The 17,157-nt window shown below is 27.6% G+C and carries 13 protein-coding genes; 12 read left to right on the top strand and 1 reads right to left on the bottom strand.

Annotated elements, in window-relative coordinates; translation table 11 throughout:
* Nucleotides 1–10: 10 nt before the first annotated feature.
* Together ACH36K_RS16880 and ACH36K_RS16875 are read left to right on the top strand one after the other, a co-directional pair.
* Complete coding sequence (locus ACH36K_RS16880) at nt 11–2,893, top strand: VWA domain-containing protein (protein ID WP_411168754.1); 2,883 nt, start codon at nt 11–13, stop codon at nt 2,891–2,893.
* A 170-nt stretch (nt 2,894–3,063) separates the two neighbouring features.
* Complete coding sequence (locus ACH36K_RS16875; RefSeq protein ID WP_411168753.1) at nt 3,064–3,777, top strand: hypothetical protein; 714 nt, start codon at nt 3,064–3,066, stop codon at nt 3,775–3,777.
* A gap of 104 nt (nt 3,778–3,881) precedes the next feature.
* Here the strand turns inward: ACH36K_RS16875 and ACH36K_RS16870 are convergent, their stop codons facing one another.
* Complete coding sequence (locus tag ACH36K_RS16870; protein ID WP_411168752.1) at nt 3,882–4,037, bottom strand: hypothetical protein; 156 nt, start codon at nt 4,035–4,037, stop codon at nt 3,882–3,884.
* A gap of 322 nt (nt 4,038–4,359) precedes the next feature.
* On the opposite strand from ACH36K_RS16870, the gene ACH36K_RS16865 reads away from it, so the two are divergent.
* The 10 genes from ACH36K_RS16865 to gshAB all read left to right on the top strand — a co-directional run bounded on the left by ACH36K_RS16865 (nt 4,360) and on the right by gshAB (nt 17,093).
* On the top strand, nt 4,360–5,040 hold the full coding sequence (locus tag ACH36K_RS16865) for a response regulator transcription factor (protein WP_411168751.1): 681 nt from the start codon (nt 4,360–4,362) through the stop codon (nt 5,038–5,040).
* Entirely contained in the window at nt 5,027–6,580 is a 1,554-nt protein-coding gene (locus ACH36K_RS16860) for an ATP-binding protein (protein WP_411168750.1), read from the top strand. Before ACH36K_RS16865 ends, ACH36K_RS16860 begins: the two co-directional genes overlap by 14 nt.
* Before the next feature lie 103 nt (nt 6,581–6,683).
* Nucleotides 6,684–7,583 carry an ATP-binding cassette domain-containing protein gene (locus tag ACH36K_RS16855; protein WP_411168749.1) on the top strand — a complete coding sequence of 300 codons (900 nt, stop codon included), beginning with the start codon at nt 6,684–6,686 and terminating at the stop codon, nt 7,581–7,583.
* Nucleotides 7,555–8,358 carry an ABC transporter permease gene (locus ACH36K_RS16850; RefSeq protein WP_411168748.1) on the top strand — a complete coding sequence of 268 codons (804 nt, stop codon included), beginning with the start codon at nt 7,555–7,557 and terminating at the stop codon, nt 8,356–8,358. The genes ACH36K_RS16855 and ACH36K_RS16850 overlap by 29 nt, the downstream gene beginning before the upstream one ends.
* 336 nt (nt 8,359–8,694) lie before the next feature.
* Nucleotides 8,695–10,695, top strand: a complete 2,001-nt coding sequence (locus ACH36K_RS16845) for a YgiQ family radical SAM protein (RefSeq protein WP_411168747.1) — start codon at nt 8,695–8,697, stop codon at nt 10,693–10,695.
* Nucleotides 10,696–10,743: 48 nt separating this feature from the next.
* Nucleotides 10,744–11,541, top strand: a complete 798-nt coding sequence (locus tag ACH36K_RS16840; RefSeq protein ID WP_411168746.1) for a RelA/SpoT domain-containing protein — start codon at nt 10,744–10,746, stop codon at nt 11,539–11,541.
* 304 nt (nt 11,542–11,845) lie between these two features.
* Nucleotides 11,846–12,631, top strand: a complete 786-nt coding sequence (locus tag ACH36K_RS16835) for a helix-turn-helix domain-containing protein (protein ID WP_411168745.1) — start codon at nt 11,846–11,848, stop codon at nt 12,629–12,631.
* Between the two features lie 499 nt (nt 12,632–13,130).
* Nucleotides 13,131–13,478 carry a metalloregulator ArsR/SmtB family transcription factor gene (locus tag ACH36K_RS16830; protein ID WP_322459360.1) on the top strand — a complete coding sequence of 116 codons (348 nt, stop codon included), beginning with the start codon at nt 13,131–13,133 and terminating at the stop codon, nt 13,476–13,478.
* Nucleotides 13,475–14,803: an MATE family efflux transporter gene (locus tag ACH36K_RS16825; protein ID WP_411168744.1), complete on the top strand. Its 1,329-nt coding sequence runs from the start codon at nt 13,475–13,477 to the stop codon at nt 14,801–14,803. The genes ACH36K_RS16830 and ACH36K_RS16825 overlap by 4 nt, the downstream gene beginning before the upstream one ends.
* Nucleotides 14,787–17,093 (top strand): bifunctional glutamate--cysteine ligase GshA/glutathione synthetase GshB, encoded by a 2,307-nt coding sequence (gshAB, locus tag ACH36K_RS16820; protein ID WP_411168743.1) that lies wholly within the window; start codon nt 14,787–14,789, stop codon nt 17,091–17,093. Before ACH36K_RS16825 ends, gshAB begins: the two co-directional genes overlap by 17 nt.
* Nucleotides 17,094–17,157 lie beyond the last annotated feature (64 nt).

The raw sequence follows: 17,157 nt of genomic DNA, 5'->3' as shown, positions 1-17,157 counted from the left end.
CAAAGAAGAGATGAAGATAGAAATAGGAAATTTGTACTTTTTAATATTGATTCCAATTATTTTTGCCTTTATGTATTATAGCTTTAAAAAATATAAACCATGGAGTAAAAATGAAGTTGCAATATTTATAAGTAGAATATTAATTTTTACACTTTTAATATTAGCATTTGGAAATATAACTATAAATTTAAAGGGAAGAAATATATCAACGGTATTCTTACTAGATGTATCAGAAAGTGCAAGTGATTTTGAAGAATCAGGGAAGGATTTTATATCTACAGCTATAGAGTCAATGCCAAAAGGAAATAAAGCAGGAGTAGTTTTATTTGGTGATAACTCAAAAGTTGATAAAGTATTAAATAAGAAAAAAGAATATAAATCTATAGATGATAAACCAATAAGGACAGCAACAAATATCCAAGAAGCAGTAGAAAGTGCTTTAGCTTTATTTGAAAGAGGTGGATCTAAAAGAATAGTCTTATTAACTGATGGTGAAGAGAATCAAGGTGATATATTAAAATCTATACCATTAATTAATGAACAAAAAATAGATTTCAAAGTTTATAAAATCACCGGAGAAAAAGGTGATGAAATTTATGTTGATAATGTAAAGGTACCAGATAATATATCAGTAGGAGAGGAATTTTCAGTTTCTATTGATATAAAATCAAATTATGCAACAAAGGCTAAGCTCACATTATTTTCAGGTAGAAATAAAGTAGGAGAACAACAAGTACAAATACAAAAAGGAAAAAACTCTTTTGTGTTTAAAGATAAGCAAAGTTCAGGAGGCTTTAAGGGGTATAGGGTATTAGTAGAAGCAGAAGGAGATACAAACAAAGTTAATAATGAATTTAGTACTTTTACAAACGTGATGGATAAGCCTAATATTCTTCTTATTAATGGAGTTAAAGGTGACTCGAAAGCTTTAGAAGAAATATTATCAAATTCAGGTGCTAATATTAAGAAAATAGTCCCAAGTTCAGCACCAAGAACACTAAATGAGTTATTAGAATATAAATCAGTAATTTTAAATGATGCTCATAGAGATGATTTAAATAATGGGTTTATGGACAATATAGAAGCTTACGTAAAAGATTATGGCGGAGGATTAATTACCTTTGGTGGTGAAGATTCCTATGCTCTCGGAGGGTATAAAGATACTTCACTTGAAAAAGTATTGCCTGTTTATATGGATAAGAGGGGGAAAAATGAAGTTCCTTCAATAAGTATTAACTTAATAATAGATAAATCTGGTAGTATGAGTGCTGAAGGTGGTGGAGTTAGTAAATTAACTTTAGCTAAGGAAGCTGCAATGAAGGCATTAGAAAATTTAAGAGAAGTAGATGAGATATCAGTAATAGCTTTTGATGATACTTATGATGAGGTTGTACCTCTACAAAAAGTTGGAGATAAAGAAGCTATAAAGGAACTTATATCAGGGATTCAAATAAGAGGAGGAACATCAATTTATCCTGCACTTGAACAAGGTTATAATATGCAAATGCAAAGTAGTGCAAAAATAAAGCACACAATATTATTAACAGATGGTCAAGATGGATATGGGTTTGATAATTACGCTAGTCTTCTTAAGAACTTTAATGATAATAATATTACTCTTTCAACAGTAGCAGTTGGGGAAGGAGCTAATGCAGATTTATTAAATCAATTAGCTTCAATAGGAAAAGGAAGAAGTTATTATACAGATATATATACTGATATTCCTAGAATATTTGCAAAGGAAGTTCTTTTATCAGCAGGGACATATATAATAAACGAAGAATTTACTCCTAAGATATTAAGTAACCATGAAATATTAGCAGGAGTAAAAACATCAGATGGAATTCCAAGTTTACTTGGATATATAGGAACCTCTATAAAAGAAAATGCAGTTGAAATATTAAGTTCTAATCATGATGAGCCAATACTTGCAGCGATGCAATATGGAATAGGAAGAACAGTAAGTTTTACATCAGATGTTAGTGGGCAGTGGAGTAAAAATTATTTGACATGGGAGCATGGACCACAACTTATAAAAAACATGGTTTACTTCACTATTCCGAAATACGGAGAAGAGGGAAAACTTAATATTAGCCAAGAAGGAAATGAAGCAAAAGTAGAGTTTTATAATGATAAGATATCTAAGGATGCTAAGGTTAAAGGGATATACAATGGGGAAAATGGAGAAGAAGGGGAATTCGAATTAAGTCAAGTTGAACCAGGAAAATTTGAAGCAAGGATACCTTTAAATTCATTAGGATTCTATAATTTTAATATAAGAGAAGAAGAAAGTGAAGAAATAAAAAATAACTATAAAGGAGCATTTGCACTTCAATATTCAGATGAGTATAAGTTTAATACTAATGGAGAAAAGTTAGATGTAGTAGTTAAGGAAACAAAGGGAAGCTTTATAAATAAGCCAGAAGAAGTTTTTGAAGGAAAGCTTCAAAGGGAATATAAAAAGATAAATTTAACAACTCCATTAATAATAATGAGCATTTTACTATTTATGATTGATATAGCTTACAGAAGGTTAAATATAGACTTAGTTAGATTCTTTAAGAAAAGAAAAGATAAAGTTAAAAAAGAAAAAATAGCTAAAAATAATAATAACTCTGTAAAAAATAATGAAATTAATATAAAGGAAGAAAAGAAAGTCACAAAGAAAAATAGTATGTCAGAAAATAGTAAAGCAAAAAATAAGATTAATATTAAAACTAGTATTGAATTTGAGGGGCAAAATCTAACTAAAGAAAACGGAAATAAAGGCAAAATAATTAAAGAAAAAGAAAGTAAAGAATCGAAGAAAAAGGTAGTGAAAGAAGCTCCAAATAAAGAAACATTAGATACAAGTGCTCTTCTTAAGAAAAAGAGTGATAGAAAGAAGATATAAATTAAAAGGATGTATGATTTAGAGATTAAATTATATATCCTTTAATTTTTTTTATTACATCAAACAATAATTAATTTATGAGATTAGTATAAAAATTTTTATTATATGTATCAAAATCAGCTTAGTATAAATACTTATATATTAACAATAATTTAATAGGAGAAAACCATATGCAAATGATGGACATGCTTTTTAAAGGGCTTATGGGAGGCGGAATGCCTAATATGGGTGGAGGAAATCCACTAGGTGGCTTAGGCGGAGGAAACCCACTTATGAATATGCTATTAGGATCTATAATGGGCGGACCTATGGGAGGCCAAAACCAAATGAATGGAGGCAATAACCCATTATCCATGTTAATGAATGGAATGGGAGGAATGAATGGTTCAAGCAATGGTATGAATGGACAAGGTAATGGGATGAATCAATTGTTAGGAATGTTAATGGGTGGAAATGGTATGAATATGCCAAATCAAAATAGAGGGAATATTAATAACAGAAATAATAGCAATAACCCAAATAATATAAATAATAATAATCCTTTAGCAGCGCTTATGAATGGAATGGGTGGAATGAATTCAGCAGGAGCAGGTGCTCAGCAAAGAAATTCAGGCAATGGTAGCGTAGATATGAACCAATTAATGAGTATGCTAATGGGTGGAGGTAGTCCTAATAGTTCCACTTCAAATAATAGTGCTAACAATATGGGTAATAGTGGAAACGGAGCTAATAATATGGGGAATAGTGGGAATTCACAAATGGATCCATTAGCTATGCTTTTTAATGCTATGAATGGTGGCGGTACTAATAATAATGTTAATTCTAATGCAAATAGTAGTAAAAGACATTCTTCAAGTAGTAGGCATCATAGAAGTAGAAGATAATTTAATATTCAAGCATTAAAATAAGTATTAGCTCAAATTAGAGTTAATACTTATTTTAATTTACTTAACATAATATAAATAGGTATTAATCTAGGGATTTTATATTAAAATCCTTTTTTCTTAGCATCAACACCACTTTCATTAAGAGCTGGTTCTTCAACAGTAAAATTATAATGATTATTAGCAAATTGATTTTGAGTTTTACTACCGTTTTTTAAGTAGTTTTCTTTAGAATGAACTTTTTTATTATGATTTTTCATATTTTTGCCTCCTAAAATATATATGTTTCAATTAATAATTTATATAATTAAAAATAGTAGTATATTAAATAGTTGATATACTTATTTAAGTAAAATAGGAAAATTGAAATCATATATATTATTTAATATTACCTTTATAGTATTAGGAGATTAACAAAAATTATTAGTTAATTAAATTAAGAAGAAATGAATTAATAAAATAGAACTTATAAGTTAAAAAATTTCAATAATAAACTATATAAAGGTTATTTTTATATGAGAATTATTCCATTTACTGTATAATGATTGTATATAATTTTATTTAGATACACTGGAGGTAAATATGATTAGAATATTATTTTTAGAAGATGAACCTAATATATTAGAAGTTACAACTGAATATATGAAGATGCAAGGATATGAAGTTACCTGTGTATGTAATGGAGAAGAAGCATTAGAAATTTTAAAGAAGGAAGATTTTAATTTAGCGATATTAGATATAATGGTTCCCAAAGTTACTGGTTTAGAAGTGCTTGAATATATAAATAAAAGCAAAAAAAATATGGCAACAATTATGCTAACTGCACTTGGAGATGAACAAACTCAACTTAAAGCCTTTAATCTTAAGACTGATGATTATGTAATTAAACCATTTTCTCCATTATTATTATTAAAGAGAATTGAAGCAGTTTTAAGAAGAAGTTTTACAGAAAATACTACTGATAAAGAAAAAAATGGATTTTATATAGATGAGGATACTTATCAAGCTTACTATAATAATGAAAGTTTAAATTTAACATTAAGTGAGTTTTTGTTGCTACAAGCTTTAATGAAAGAGCCTAATAGAGTCTTTAATAGAGAACAATTAATAATGAAAATATTCAATGAGGATTATATTTCAAATGATAGAATAATAGATGCTCATGTTAAGAACTTAAGAAAAAAATTACCACACAATTATATTAAAACAGTAATAGGTATTGGGTATCAGTTTAACAAGGAGGTATTTGATGAATTTATCTAAAAAAACATTTACTTATAGTGCTATACTTTCGGGAATAATTATAACATTAATAATAGTTTATTTTGTACTTATGTTGCCTTCATTATATGTGGATCATATAAAAAAGAGCAATTTTAAATCTATGCAAAAAATTCAGGAAAGCTACATTAAAGATAAAAATTATAATAATGTGTATTCTCCTAATCCATCTGGAACAATGAGTATTAACATTCCTAAAGATGGAAATTATATATATGCATCTAATGGCTTTGGTACAGCAAAGCTTACTATTAAAGATGATGAGTTAGTTAAACTAATAGATAAAGTCAGATACTATTCAAATAATATTGATGAAGCTAAAGAACTTGAAAGTTATGATTTCAAATTTTTTGATGTCATAAAGGAAAGCTTTAATAAAAAAGTTTTTAATGAAGAGTTTCCTATAGAAGTTGAATTTACTAAAAGTAATAATAACAATATATTTAAAGATGGATCATATAAAATGAATGTTGTTTCAGAAGATACTATTATATATGAATTCAATAGCTTTGACGGAATAAATTATTATACAACATATTCCGCTATAAGTCTTAACAGTGGAGATATTGTACTTTCAATATTATCTGTGATGACACCTAAGATAGAGGAAGTTAGAGCTATAGTATTTCAAAGTTTACCAATGATTATATCTGTATCATTATTAATAATATTAGTATCGACTTATTATTTCTCTAGAAAGATTATAATACCTATTAAGAAGCTAGCAAATCATGCTGAATTTATTAAGAACAATAATATAGAGAATGTTTATCCTATAGATATTAAGGGTGAAGATGAGATAGCTATTTTAGGAAATACGTTAAATGAATTATATAGTAAGTTAAATGAAAGCTTTAAAAGTTTAGAGGAAAAAAATAAATTATTAATTGATGAAAATAAAAGACAGGATGTATTTTTAAGAGCTTCGTCACATCAACTAAAGACACCGGTTGCAGCAGCATTATTACTAGTAGAAAGTATGATAGATGAAGTTGGTAAATATAAAAATACAAAAGAGCACTTACCAAAGGTTAAGGTTCAGCTTCAATCAATTAGAAAAATTATAGATGAGATATTGAATCTTAATAATAAAGAGATGAATAAGAAAATGATAAATATTAAAGAATTAGTAGATGAGATTTTAATTCAGAATGAAATTCAAATGAAATCAAAATTTATAAGTATAGAAAAGGATATTAAAAACATTACTTTAGAGACAGATTATCATTTAATTTATAAGATTATAGACAATTTAATTACCAATGCTATAAATTATACAAATGAAAAAAATGCTATAGAAATAATATTAAATGAAAATAATATTAAAATTATAAATTATGGAGCTCATATAGATGAAGAACTTTTACCTAATATATTTTATGCTTTTGTATCAAGTAATTCAGAAAGTAGGGGAAGTGGCTTAGGGCTTTATATAGCATATTACTACTCAAATTTATTAGGATATAAAATAGAGATTAATAATATAAATAGTGGAGTTGAAGCAATAGTAAATTTTATTTAAATATAAAATAAAGCTACAAAACATTTGCATATTAAATTCATAGGAAATTCATACCAAGATAATATACTTATAGTATAGAAGTCAGGAAAAAGGGGGAGCGATAATGCTTACTATAAATAATTTAGAAGTTAAATATGGAAAAGAGGTAGCTTTGTTAATAAAATCTCCTATTAAATTTGAAGAAGGAGATAGAATAGGAATAATAGGTTCAAATGGAGCTGGAAAAACTACTTTAGTAAAATCTATATTAGGACTTATAAACTATAATGGAACCATTCATACAAGTATAAAACCAGAAGAAATGTCTGCACATATGCAAAGTAATAATTATGTAGATACAATGCCAGTTAAGCATATTATTGAAGCTATTTTAGATACAAAAATTAAGAATAATAAAAAGTTGCAGGACTTAATTGACTTCTTCAATTTTAATGAGTGCTTAAATAAAAAGTATAGCGTACTTTCTGGAGGACAAAAGCAAAGGCTTACTATAATATTAGTTTTAATTCAAGATTCACCTTTAGTTTTCTTTGATGAAGTTACATCAGGCCTTGATTTTGAGACAAGACAGCAATTAATGAATAAAATTGAAGAATGGTATAGAAATAAAAAAACAACAATTTGTGTAGTATCTCATTATTATGAGGAACTAGAACAATTAACCAATAAAATATTAATATTAGAAAAAGGACGAGTTATTGATTTCGGAAGTAAAGAAGAATTGTTTAAAAAGTATTGTGGTAAATCAATAATAATTTTGGCTAATACAAGAGAAAATATTGAGATTACAAAAGATTTTAGAAAAATAAAATCACCAAAGCATTTAATAGCAATTTCTTGTTTAAGTGTAGAAGAAGAATTAGAAGTATCAAAGCTTTTAATTGAAAAAGATATAAGCTTTAAAAGAAGTAATTCAGATATAGAAATAATGAGTATTAATGCAAAGAATAAAAATGAGGTTTATAGTGAGGAGGATGAAAAACTTGAAAGCAAAATTAGTTAGATATAATTTAGTTAAATATGAATTTAGAAATTTAGTAGGAAATATATTTGCAGTAATATTTGGAGTTATCTTTCCAATATTTATGTCTATTTTTTTAGGAAATATAATTGGTGGAAAAGCTCCAGAAGAATTTAGAGAAATTATAATGACTAATATTTTTATAAGTAACAGTTTAATGATTCCTTTAGCCACTGTATTTATAGGATATTCAGCAACATTTTCACAAGAGCTTGAAAAAAGTATTCCTCTTCGTTTTAGGTTGTTTGGATATAGTGAAAAAAGCTTAGTTGCTTCCAAAGTAGTGGCATATTTAATTTTTATGACTATAGCATTAGCCATATATACAATAGCAACTTTTTTAGCATTAAAAATACAAGTTCCATCATTAAGTTCAGCATTGATTTTAATAGTTTCATTATATTTTCTTGCTACGGTGTTCTTTGCATTGGCACATGGAATATCTTTATTTTTTAAAAAGTTTGGTCCAACCTATGCTATAACTATGATACTTTATTTTGCAATAATGATACTAAGTGGAATGTTTGGAGTTCAAGCAAAGGATTTTCCAGCTCCATTAATGAAAGTAGCATATTTATTTCCAACAACTTATATATGTGGTGAGTTCATAGATTTTTGGCAAAAGGGTAGTTATAATTTCATGCCATATATACAATCATTAGTATTATTTACTGCTATAGCCTTAATAATTTTATTTTTAGCTATAAATCATGATTCAAGATATAGCCATGGAGATAAAGTTTCAGTTATAAAATAATGATGACTTTATTTTATAGTATGAAAATTTAAATGAAACTAAAAAAGGTTATATTTATTAGATAAATATATAAAGATAATTTATGTTAATAAAGTTTTAAGAGAAGTGGATAATTGTTTTAATTACTCACTTCTCTTTAGTTTATTTAATTATATATAAAAATATAAATGTTAATTCTCTAGTAATATTATGTAATTTGATAAAATGCAAAAAAATAAATGATTTAATTGTTTTAAAATGTTATAATCATTAGACGTAATGTTAATATTGATATGTAGGGGATTAATACGAAGATTTCAAGTATCAATTGTCAATTTTTAAAAAGTGGGTGTTTAAATGTCAAATAACAGATTTTTACCAATCAGTAAAGAAGATATGCAAGAACGTGGATGGGAACAATGTGATTTCATTATAGTTACAGGGGATGCCTATATAGATCATCATAGTTTTGGAACAGCAATTATTTCAAGAGTATTAGAAGATGCAGGATATAAAGTTGGTATAATCCCACAGCCAGATTGGCATAGTACAGATGATTTTATGAAGCTTGGAAGACCAAGGCTTGCTTTCTTAGTTAATGGTGGAAATATGGATCCTATGGTTAACCATTATACCGTAAGTAAGAGAAGAAGAGAGAAAGATCTTTATACTCCTGGTGGAAAAATGGGAGCAAGACCAGATAGGGCGACAATAGTTTATTGTAATAAAATAAAAGAAGCTTATAAAAATATAGATATTGTTATAGGTGGATTAGAAGCAAGTTTAAGAAGATTAGCTCACTATGATTATTGGGATAATAATGTAAGGAATTCAATGCTTATAGATAGTGGTGCTGACCTTTTAATATATGGAATGAGTGAAAAGCAAATTGTAGAAGTTGCAAATGCTTTAAATGATGGATTTGAAGCGAAATACATAAGGCATATAAATGGAACTACATATACTATAGATTCACTAGATGAAATTTATGGTGATTATAAATTATTACCTTCAAGAGACGAAGTTACAAAAGATAAAATGAAATATGCTGAAGCTTTTAAAATACAATATGAAGAGCAAGATCCTGTAAGAGGAAAAGTTCTTGTACAAAAGCATGGGGATAGATATGTAGTTTGTAATACTCCAGAAATGCCTCTTACAAGAGAAGAGTTAGACAAGGTTTATGCTCTTCCATATACTAAAGAATGCCATCCTATATATGATGAATTTGGTGGAATTGCAGCTTTAGAAGAAGTTAAATTTAGTATAGTAAGCTCAAGAGGATGCTTTGGTAACTGTTCATTTTGTGCAATTACTTTCCATCAAGGGAGAGCTGTTCAAAGTAGAAGTGAATCATCTATATTAGATGAGGCTGTTGAAATAACTAATCTTAAGGATTTTAAGGGATATATACATGATGTTGGAGGCCCAACTGCAAATTTTAGAAAACCAGCTTGTAAAACTCAGCTTACTATAGGTGCGTGTAAGAGTAAGCAATGTTTAACTCCAAAGCCATGTAAGAACTTAATAGTTGATCATAGTGAATTCTTAGGACTACTAAGAAAGATAAGGAAGCTTCCTAAAGTAAAGAAGGCATTTGTTCGTTCAGGATTAAGATATGATTACATAATGGCAGATAAAAATGATACATTCTTTAGAGAGCTTGTTGAACATCATGTTAGTGGACAATTAAAAGTTGCTCCAGAACATGTTGCAGCTAATACTTTAAAGTATATGGGTAAGCCTTCAGGTGATACTTATGATAGATTTAGAGAAAAGTTCTTTAAGATTAACAAGCAGTTAGGTAAAGAGCAATATTTAATTCCATACCTAATGTCAAGCCATCCAGGTAGTGGATTAAATGAAGCTATAGAATTAGCTGAATATTTAAGAGATACAAAATATCAGCCAGAACAAGTTCAAGATTTTTATCCGACACCAGGAACATTATCAACGGCTATGTTCTATACAGGTATAAATCCGATAACTGGTGAAGAAGTGTATGTTCCAAAAACAAGAGAAGAAAAAGCTATGCAAAGAGCACTTCTTCAATTTAAAAATCCTAAGAACTATAACTTAGTTTATGATGCTTTAGTTAAGGCTGGTAGAGAAGACTTAATAGGAAATGGACCTAAGTGCTTAATAAAATCAAAAGCTGATAGATATATGGCTAAAATGAAAAAAGAAGAAGCAATAGCTAGAGGAAATTCAAAATCAAGAAATTCAAATTCAAAACAAAATACAAAATCTAATTCAAAATCAAGTTCATCTTCAAAATCAAACTCAAAAGCTAAGTATGGAGATTTTAAAGGAAAAGGATCAAAGTCAAGAAGTAGCAATAGTAGAAAAGGAAGATAAAAATTAAAACATATTATAAGAATCCTATAGCCAAAGGAGAATAAGTAAATGAAGAAGAGTTTTAGAATAGATGAATTTATATTGAAATATCCACATGTAGAGGAAAAAATTAAAGATAATAATATAGATGTTGAAGTTTTAAAAGATATTTATAATGATTTTGTAGATTATGAGATGTCTTATGAGAATCAAGCAGATTTTATATCTAATATTTTACGTTCTCAGCCAATGATTCATTCAGTAAAATCAAGAATAAAGGAACCAGATAGATTAATAGAAAAAATTATAAGAAAAACTGAAGATAGAAAATTAAAATATGGTGAAGACTTCCAATTTGCTTTAGAGAATTATAAAAATCAAATAAATGATTTAATTGGGATTAGAGTTATACACATATTTAAAGATCAGTGGCAGGATATTCATGAATTTATAACTAAGACTTGGAAGGTTATTGAGGTTACTGCAAATGTTAGAGAAGGAGATAATACTAAGAAGTTTGAAGAACTTAATATTGAGGTTAGATCAAGAATATCAGGATATAGATCAGTTCATTATTTAGTTGAGTTTTATCCAACTAACGAAAAAGTTATAGCTGAAATTCAAGTTAGAACAATATTTGAAGAAGGATACGGAGAAATAGACCATAGGCTTAGATATTCTCATGTAGAAATACCAGAAATACTAAAGTCAAATCTTCTTTTATTTAATAGAATTGCAGGAAGTGCTGATGAAATGGCATCTTTAATTAATGATCTTAGTAAAGAATGGTTTAATAAAGAAGAAGAATTTTTAAAAATAATAAAAGAGCAAAAAGAAGAGATAGATAAACTAAAGAGTTTAAAGTAAAAAATAAGAAGATTTGAATTACCGACACCAACAATTTAAAATCATTTTTAAAAGTAAAAAAGTCTACAAATACGCTGGTCTCAGCAAGTGCTACCAAAGATTGGAAAGAAAGAGTGCATAAAAAAGTATCATAGATGGAGGGATGCCCGAAAAAAGGTATCCCTAATATATATCTAAGAACGTGAAAATAGCCCATTTTAACAGGGGCGCAACTTGAAGTTTACAAAGTGCATTTCCAGAAAGATAGAAAAAAACACTTTGTTTTGATAAGATTTTAGTATCAAAACACAAGGGGGAATCACATATGAATTTTGGTGAAAAATTATTCAAATTGAGAAAAGAAAAAGGACTGTCTCAGGAAGCTGTCGCAGAGCAAGTAGGTACAACTCGTCAGGCTATAAGTAAGTGGGAAAATGGTCAAGGATTTCCAGAAACAGAAAAGTTAATGATGTTGGGTAATATCTTTGAAGTTTCTATTGATTATTTATTAAAGGATAATGAATGTGAGAATATAGAAAATAATGCTGGTTATTATGTTAGTAAAGAAGTTGCCTATGGATATTTAACTAACGAAAAAAGAAATGCTAAATATATTGCTTTAGGGTTTAGTTCATGGATATTAACCGGTGTACCATATCTCATGTTACAAAATAGCTGGAGAATCGTAGTAATGGCTGTATTCATTGTTTTGGGAATATCATTCTTCGTTGTAGGTTGTTTAAAGGATGAAACAAAGTATGCAGTTTTGAAAAAAGAACCGCTTATCTTTGATAGTAATTTTATTAAACAATTAACAACTGAATACGAAATATCTAAAAAGAAATACCATGCTCTTTTGTTAGCAAGTGTTATTTTAATTGCTGGTGGCATTATTCCTATTTTTGTTACTTTAAAAGGAATGGGCTTCGGAGACATTTTAAGTGAATATCATGCGATATCGTTTTTGATAATAGCATTTGGATTCTTTGGATTTGTTCATTCTGTTTCTCATATGGAAGCATATGAGTTTCTAGTTAAAAACGATGAATATTCAAATAGATTTCTTGTGAAATTTAGCAGGAAATTTAAAAATAAATTTGATAAATTCTAATATACAGTCAGTAAATTCCATGGAGTTTACTGACTTTTTCTTACCTGTAAATGAAAAAATGCCATTTTATAAATACAAAGGAAGGCGAATAAGAGCCAGTGACAAATCATTGGTTTTTCAGCACGTACGCTCCTGTCCCTATTCCTTATGGTATTGCTGGTGCTGAATCTGGGACAGTTCATGCGTACAAACTAGAAAGCGGGCTTTATTGTGAGTTGACAGGTAAGATAATGCATGATTCCTATGTGGAGTATGTTCTGCTCTACGATATGACAGCAAACTGCATTTCCATAGAAAACGTATAGTTAGAGCACAGCAAGCTCCGACTTATGAAAAATATGAAGTTTATTTAATATTAAATAGTTATTTTTTTATTTATTACAAATTATATATTGACTAAATATAGATAATAATCTATATTAAAATGTGTTATAAATAGATAACCATCTATATAATTTATGTTTCATATATAGACAATTATCTATATAAGGAGGGTGTTATGATTAAGAACTATGAGAAGAATATAAAAATATTTAAAGCATTAGGGGAAATAAATAGAGTAAAAATAGTTGATATGTTAGCTACAGGAGAAAAATGTGCTTGTTTAATATTAGAAAGTTTTCATTTTACTCAGCCAACACTTTCTCACCATATGAAGGTCTTAATGGATTGTGGGTTAGTAAAGTGTAGAAAAGAAGGTACTTGGATCTATTATAGTTTAGATATTGATGTAGCTGATGAACTAATGAGATTTTTAAATAGTATTTTAACTAATGAGCAAAAATGTATATGTAGTTCAAAATGTATAGATAAAAATAATGACTTTCAAATAGGGGAGTATAAATGAAGAAGGTAGATTTAACTCAAGGTAATGTACTAAAGGTGTTAATAACTCTAGCATTACCAATAATGGGAAGTTCTTTTTTACAATTTACTTATAACTTAGTAGATATGTTATGGGTTGGAGGATTAGGAAGTAATGCTGTAGCAAGCATAGGGTCTTCTAGCTTTTTTATAGGGCTAGGTTATTCAATTGGTTCCTTAGTAGTTATAGGAACAGGAATAAAGGTCGCTCACTCTATAGGAAGAAAAGATGATAAAGCTGTAGAAGAATATATAGCATCAGGAGTTATATTAAATGCAATTATAGGTGGAATATACTGTTTAGTATTAATATTTTTTGGTAAGAACTTTATACAGTTCTTAAACTTAGATAATGCTATAGTTGAAAAAGAAGCTTATATATATTTAGCTATAAGCGCACCAATGCTTTTCTTTTCATTTTTTAATACATTATTTATTAGAATTTTTAATAGTTTTGGTAATAATAAAAGTGCTCTTAAGATAAGTGCTATTGGAATAATAATAAATATAATTTTAGATCCTATATTTATATATACTTTTAAACTTGGAGTTACAGGGGCAGCACTTGCAACATTATTAGCAAACACAATAATGTTTTTACTATTTATTATAAAAGCAAAGTCTATATTTAATTTTAACTTCAAAAGTGGTATAGATTATATTAAGATTAAGGAAATTACAATATTAGGTCTTCCTATGACCTTTCAAAGAGTTTTGTTTACTTTAGTTAATATAATATTAGCTAGAATAATAGGTGGATTTGGATCAGATGCTATAGCAGCACAAAAAATAGGACTACAAATAGAATCTGTAGTTTATATGGTGGTAGGTGGATTAAATGGTGCTATTGCTGGTTTTGTTGGACAGAATTATGGGGCTAAAAGATATGATAGAATAAATAAGGGCTATAATACAGCTGTTGGAATAGGTATGGTTTATGCTTCAATTATAAGTATTATATTTATATTTATGCCTGAAATATTGGTTAAAATGTTTATTAGAGAATATAATACTATATTTATTGCAAGTAATTATTTAAGAATAATAGGATTTTCTCAAATTTTTGCCACTATGGAAATGGTATCTAACGGAGTGTTTACAGGAATGGGATATCCTAAGATACCTGCACTTATAAGTATTATTTTTACTATACTTAGAATTCCAATAGCATTAGTGCTTATAAATTATTTAAATGAAGACGGAATATGGTGGAGCATATCAATTTCAAGTATTTTGAAGGGAACTACAGCATATTTGATTTATAAATTGAAAATATGGAAGGAGTATAAAGATGTTAGATGTGATTAGATCACTTGAATATAAAAAGAGATTATTGAGAGGGAACTTCGGAGTTGAGAGGGAGACCTTAAGAGTAATAGAAAATGGAGAACTAGCTTTAACAAAACATCCTGAAGTATTTGAATGTAAAATTAGTCATCCATATATAACAACTGACTTTTCAGAAAGTCAAATAGAACTTATAACACCAACATTAAATACATTAGAGGAAGTTTATAGTTTTTTGAATTCTCTTTATGATATAACAGCATTAGAGCTTAAAGATGAATATCTTTGGCCACAATCAATGCCTTGTAGCATACCAGAAGATGATTTAATTCCTATTGCAGATTACGGGAAATGTGATAGTGGTGCAGGGGCAAGTGATTATAGAAAAAAGCTATTGAAAAAGTATGGTGGTAAAAAGCAACTAATATCAGGAATACATTATAACTTTTCATTTAATGAAGAGCTAATAATGGACTTGTACAAATTAATTGGAAATGGTAAGGAATATAGAGAGTTTAGAGATGGAATATATTTAAAAGTGGTTAGAAATTACTTAAGATATAGATGGTTACTTATATACCTTTTAGGTGGCACAACTATAATGCATGAGACATTTGGTGAAAAGTGTGTAGTAAATTTAGATAAGATATCAAATGATAGCTTTACTAATGATGGAGCTATATCTTATAGGAATAGTGAATGTGGGTATAAGAATCAAATAGATTTATATCCAGATTATAGTTCGGTTAAGGATTATGTTTCAAGTGTGTATAGATTTATAGATGATAGGCTCATAGATAGTCATAAGGAACTATATACACAAATAAGATTAAAAGCAATAGATAATAATAGATTTTTAGAATCTTTATTAGAGGATGGAATAAATTATCTTGAAATAAGAAGTATTGATATAAATCCATTTAGTAAAGCTGGAATATCATTAGATGATTTAAACTTTATAAATATATTTACTATATACTTACTTGCTAAAGAAGAAAGCGATTATAAGAACTGGCAAGAAGAAGCTCAAAATAATCAAAATATAATTTCTATGTATGGTCAAATGGATGTAACTTTATATAAAGACGGAAAAACTATATCTAAAAATGATTGGGCTATGAAAATATTAAATGAAATTAAGAACATGAATGATGATCTGTGTTTAGGAAAAGAAGAAATAATAAATAATATGATAGAAAAAATATTAAATCCTAAATTAACTTACGCAAATAGAATATCAGAAATGGTGAAAGAAGAAGGATTTATTGAAAGTCACATTAAGGTAGCTAAAAAGTATCATGAAGATGCTTATAAAAATAGATTTAAATTAGAAGGTTTCGAAGATTTAGAGCTTTCAACACAAATATTAATGAAGGAAGCTATAAAAAGAGGAGTTAAGGTAGATATAATAGATAGAAGTGAGAATTTTATTTCTCTTAAGAAGAATAATCATATAGAGTATGTAAAGCAGGCTACTAAAACATCTAAAGATAGTTATATATCTGTTTTAATGATGGAGAATAAAGTTGTCACAAAAGAAATTTTAAATAAAAATAAAATAAATGTTCCTAATGGATTTGAGTTCTTTTCTTTAGAAGATGCTTTAGAAAACATCCATAAATTTATTGATACACCTATAGTAGTAAAGCCAAAATCAACTAATTTTGGAATTGGTATATCTATATTTAAAGAGGGAGCAAAAGAAGAAGATATTAAAGAGGCTTTTGAAATAGCTTTTGCAAATGACAACACAGTTTTAGTCGAAGAATTTATTAAAGGAAAAGAATATAGATTTTTAGTTGTAGGAGATAAGGTGCCAGGAATTCTTCATAGAGTTCCAGCTAATGTTATAGGTGATGGAAATAGTACAATTAAAGAACTAGTAGAAATAAAAAATAAAAGCTCTCTTAGAGGAAAAGGGTATAGAACTCCATTAGAAAAAATAAATTTAGACAATAATGCTAAGTTATTTTTAAAGCAAGAAAATAAAGACTTTGATTATATTCCTAAGCAATATGAAATAGTATATCTTAGAGAAAATTCAAATATTAGTACTGGCGGAGATAGTATAGATTATACGGATTTAATTCCACAAAGATTTAAAGATATAGCTGTTGAATCAGCTAAAGCAGTAGGAGCTAATATTTGTGGAGTTGATATGATGATTGAAGATTACAATGATGAAAATTCAAATTATTCAATAATAGAATTAAATTTTAATCCTGCAATTCATATACATTCATACCCATATAAAGGTAATGAAAGAGAAATTGCCAAGGAAATATTAAGTTTATTAGAATTAATAGAATAAATAATATTAATTTATTTTAAATAGTAAAAGTATCTTATTATGTTAAAATTATAATAATAACATA

The sequence above is a fragment of the Clostridium sp. MB05 genome, assembly GCF_046581255.1.
Lineage (GTDB): Bacteria > Bacillota > Clostridia > Clostridiales > Clostridiaceae > Clostridium.
The sequence above is the reverse complement of the archived record's forward strand: the minus strand, read 5'-3'. Positions and strand labels throughout refer to the sequence as shown.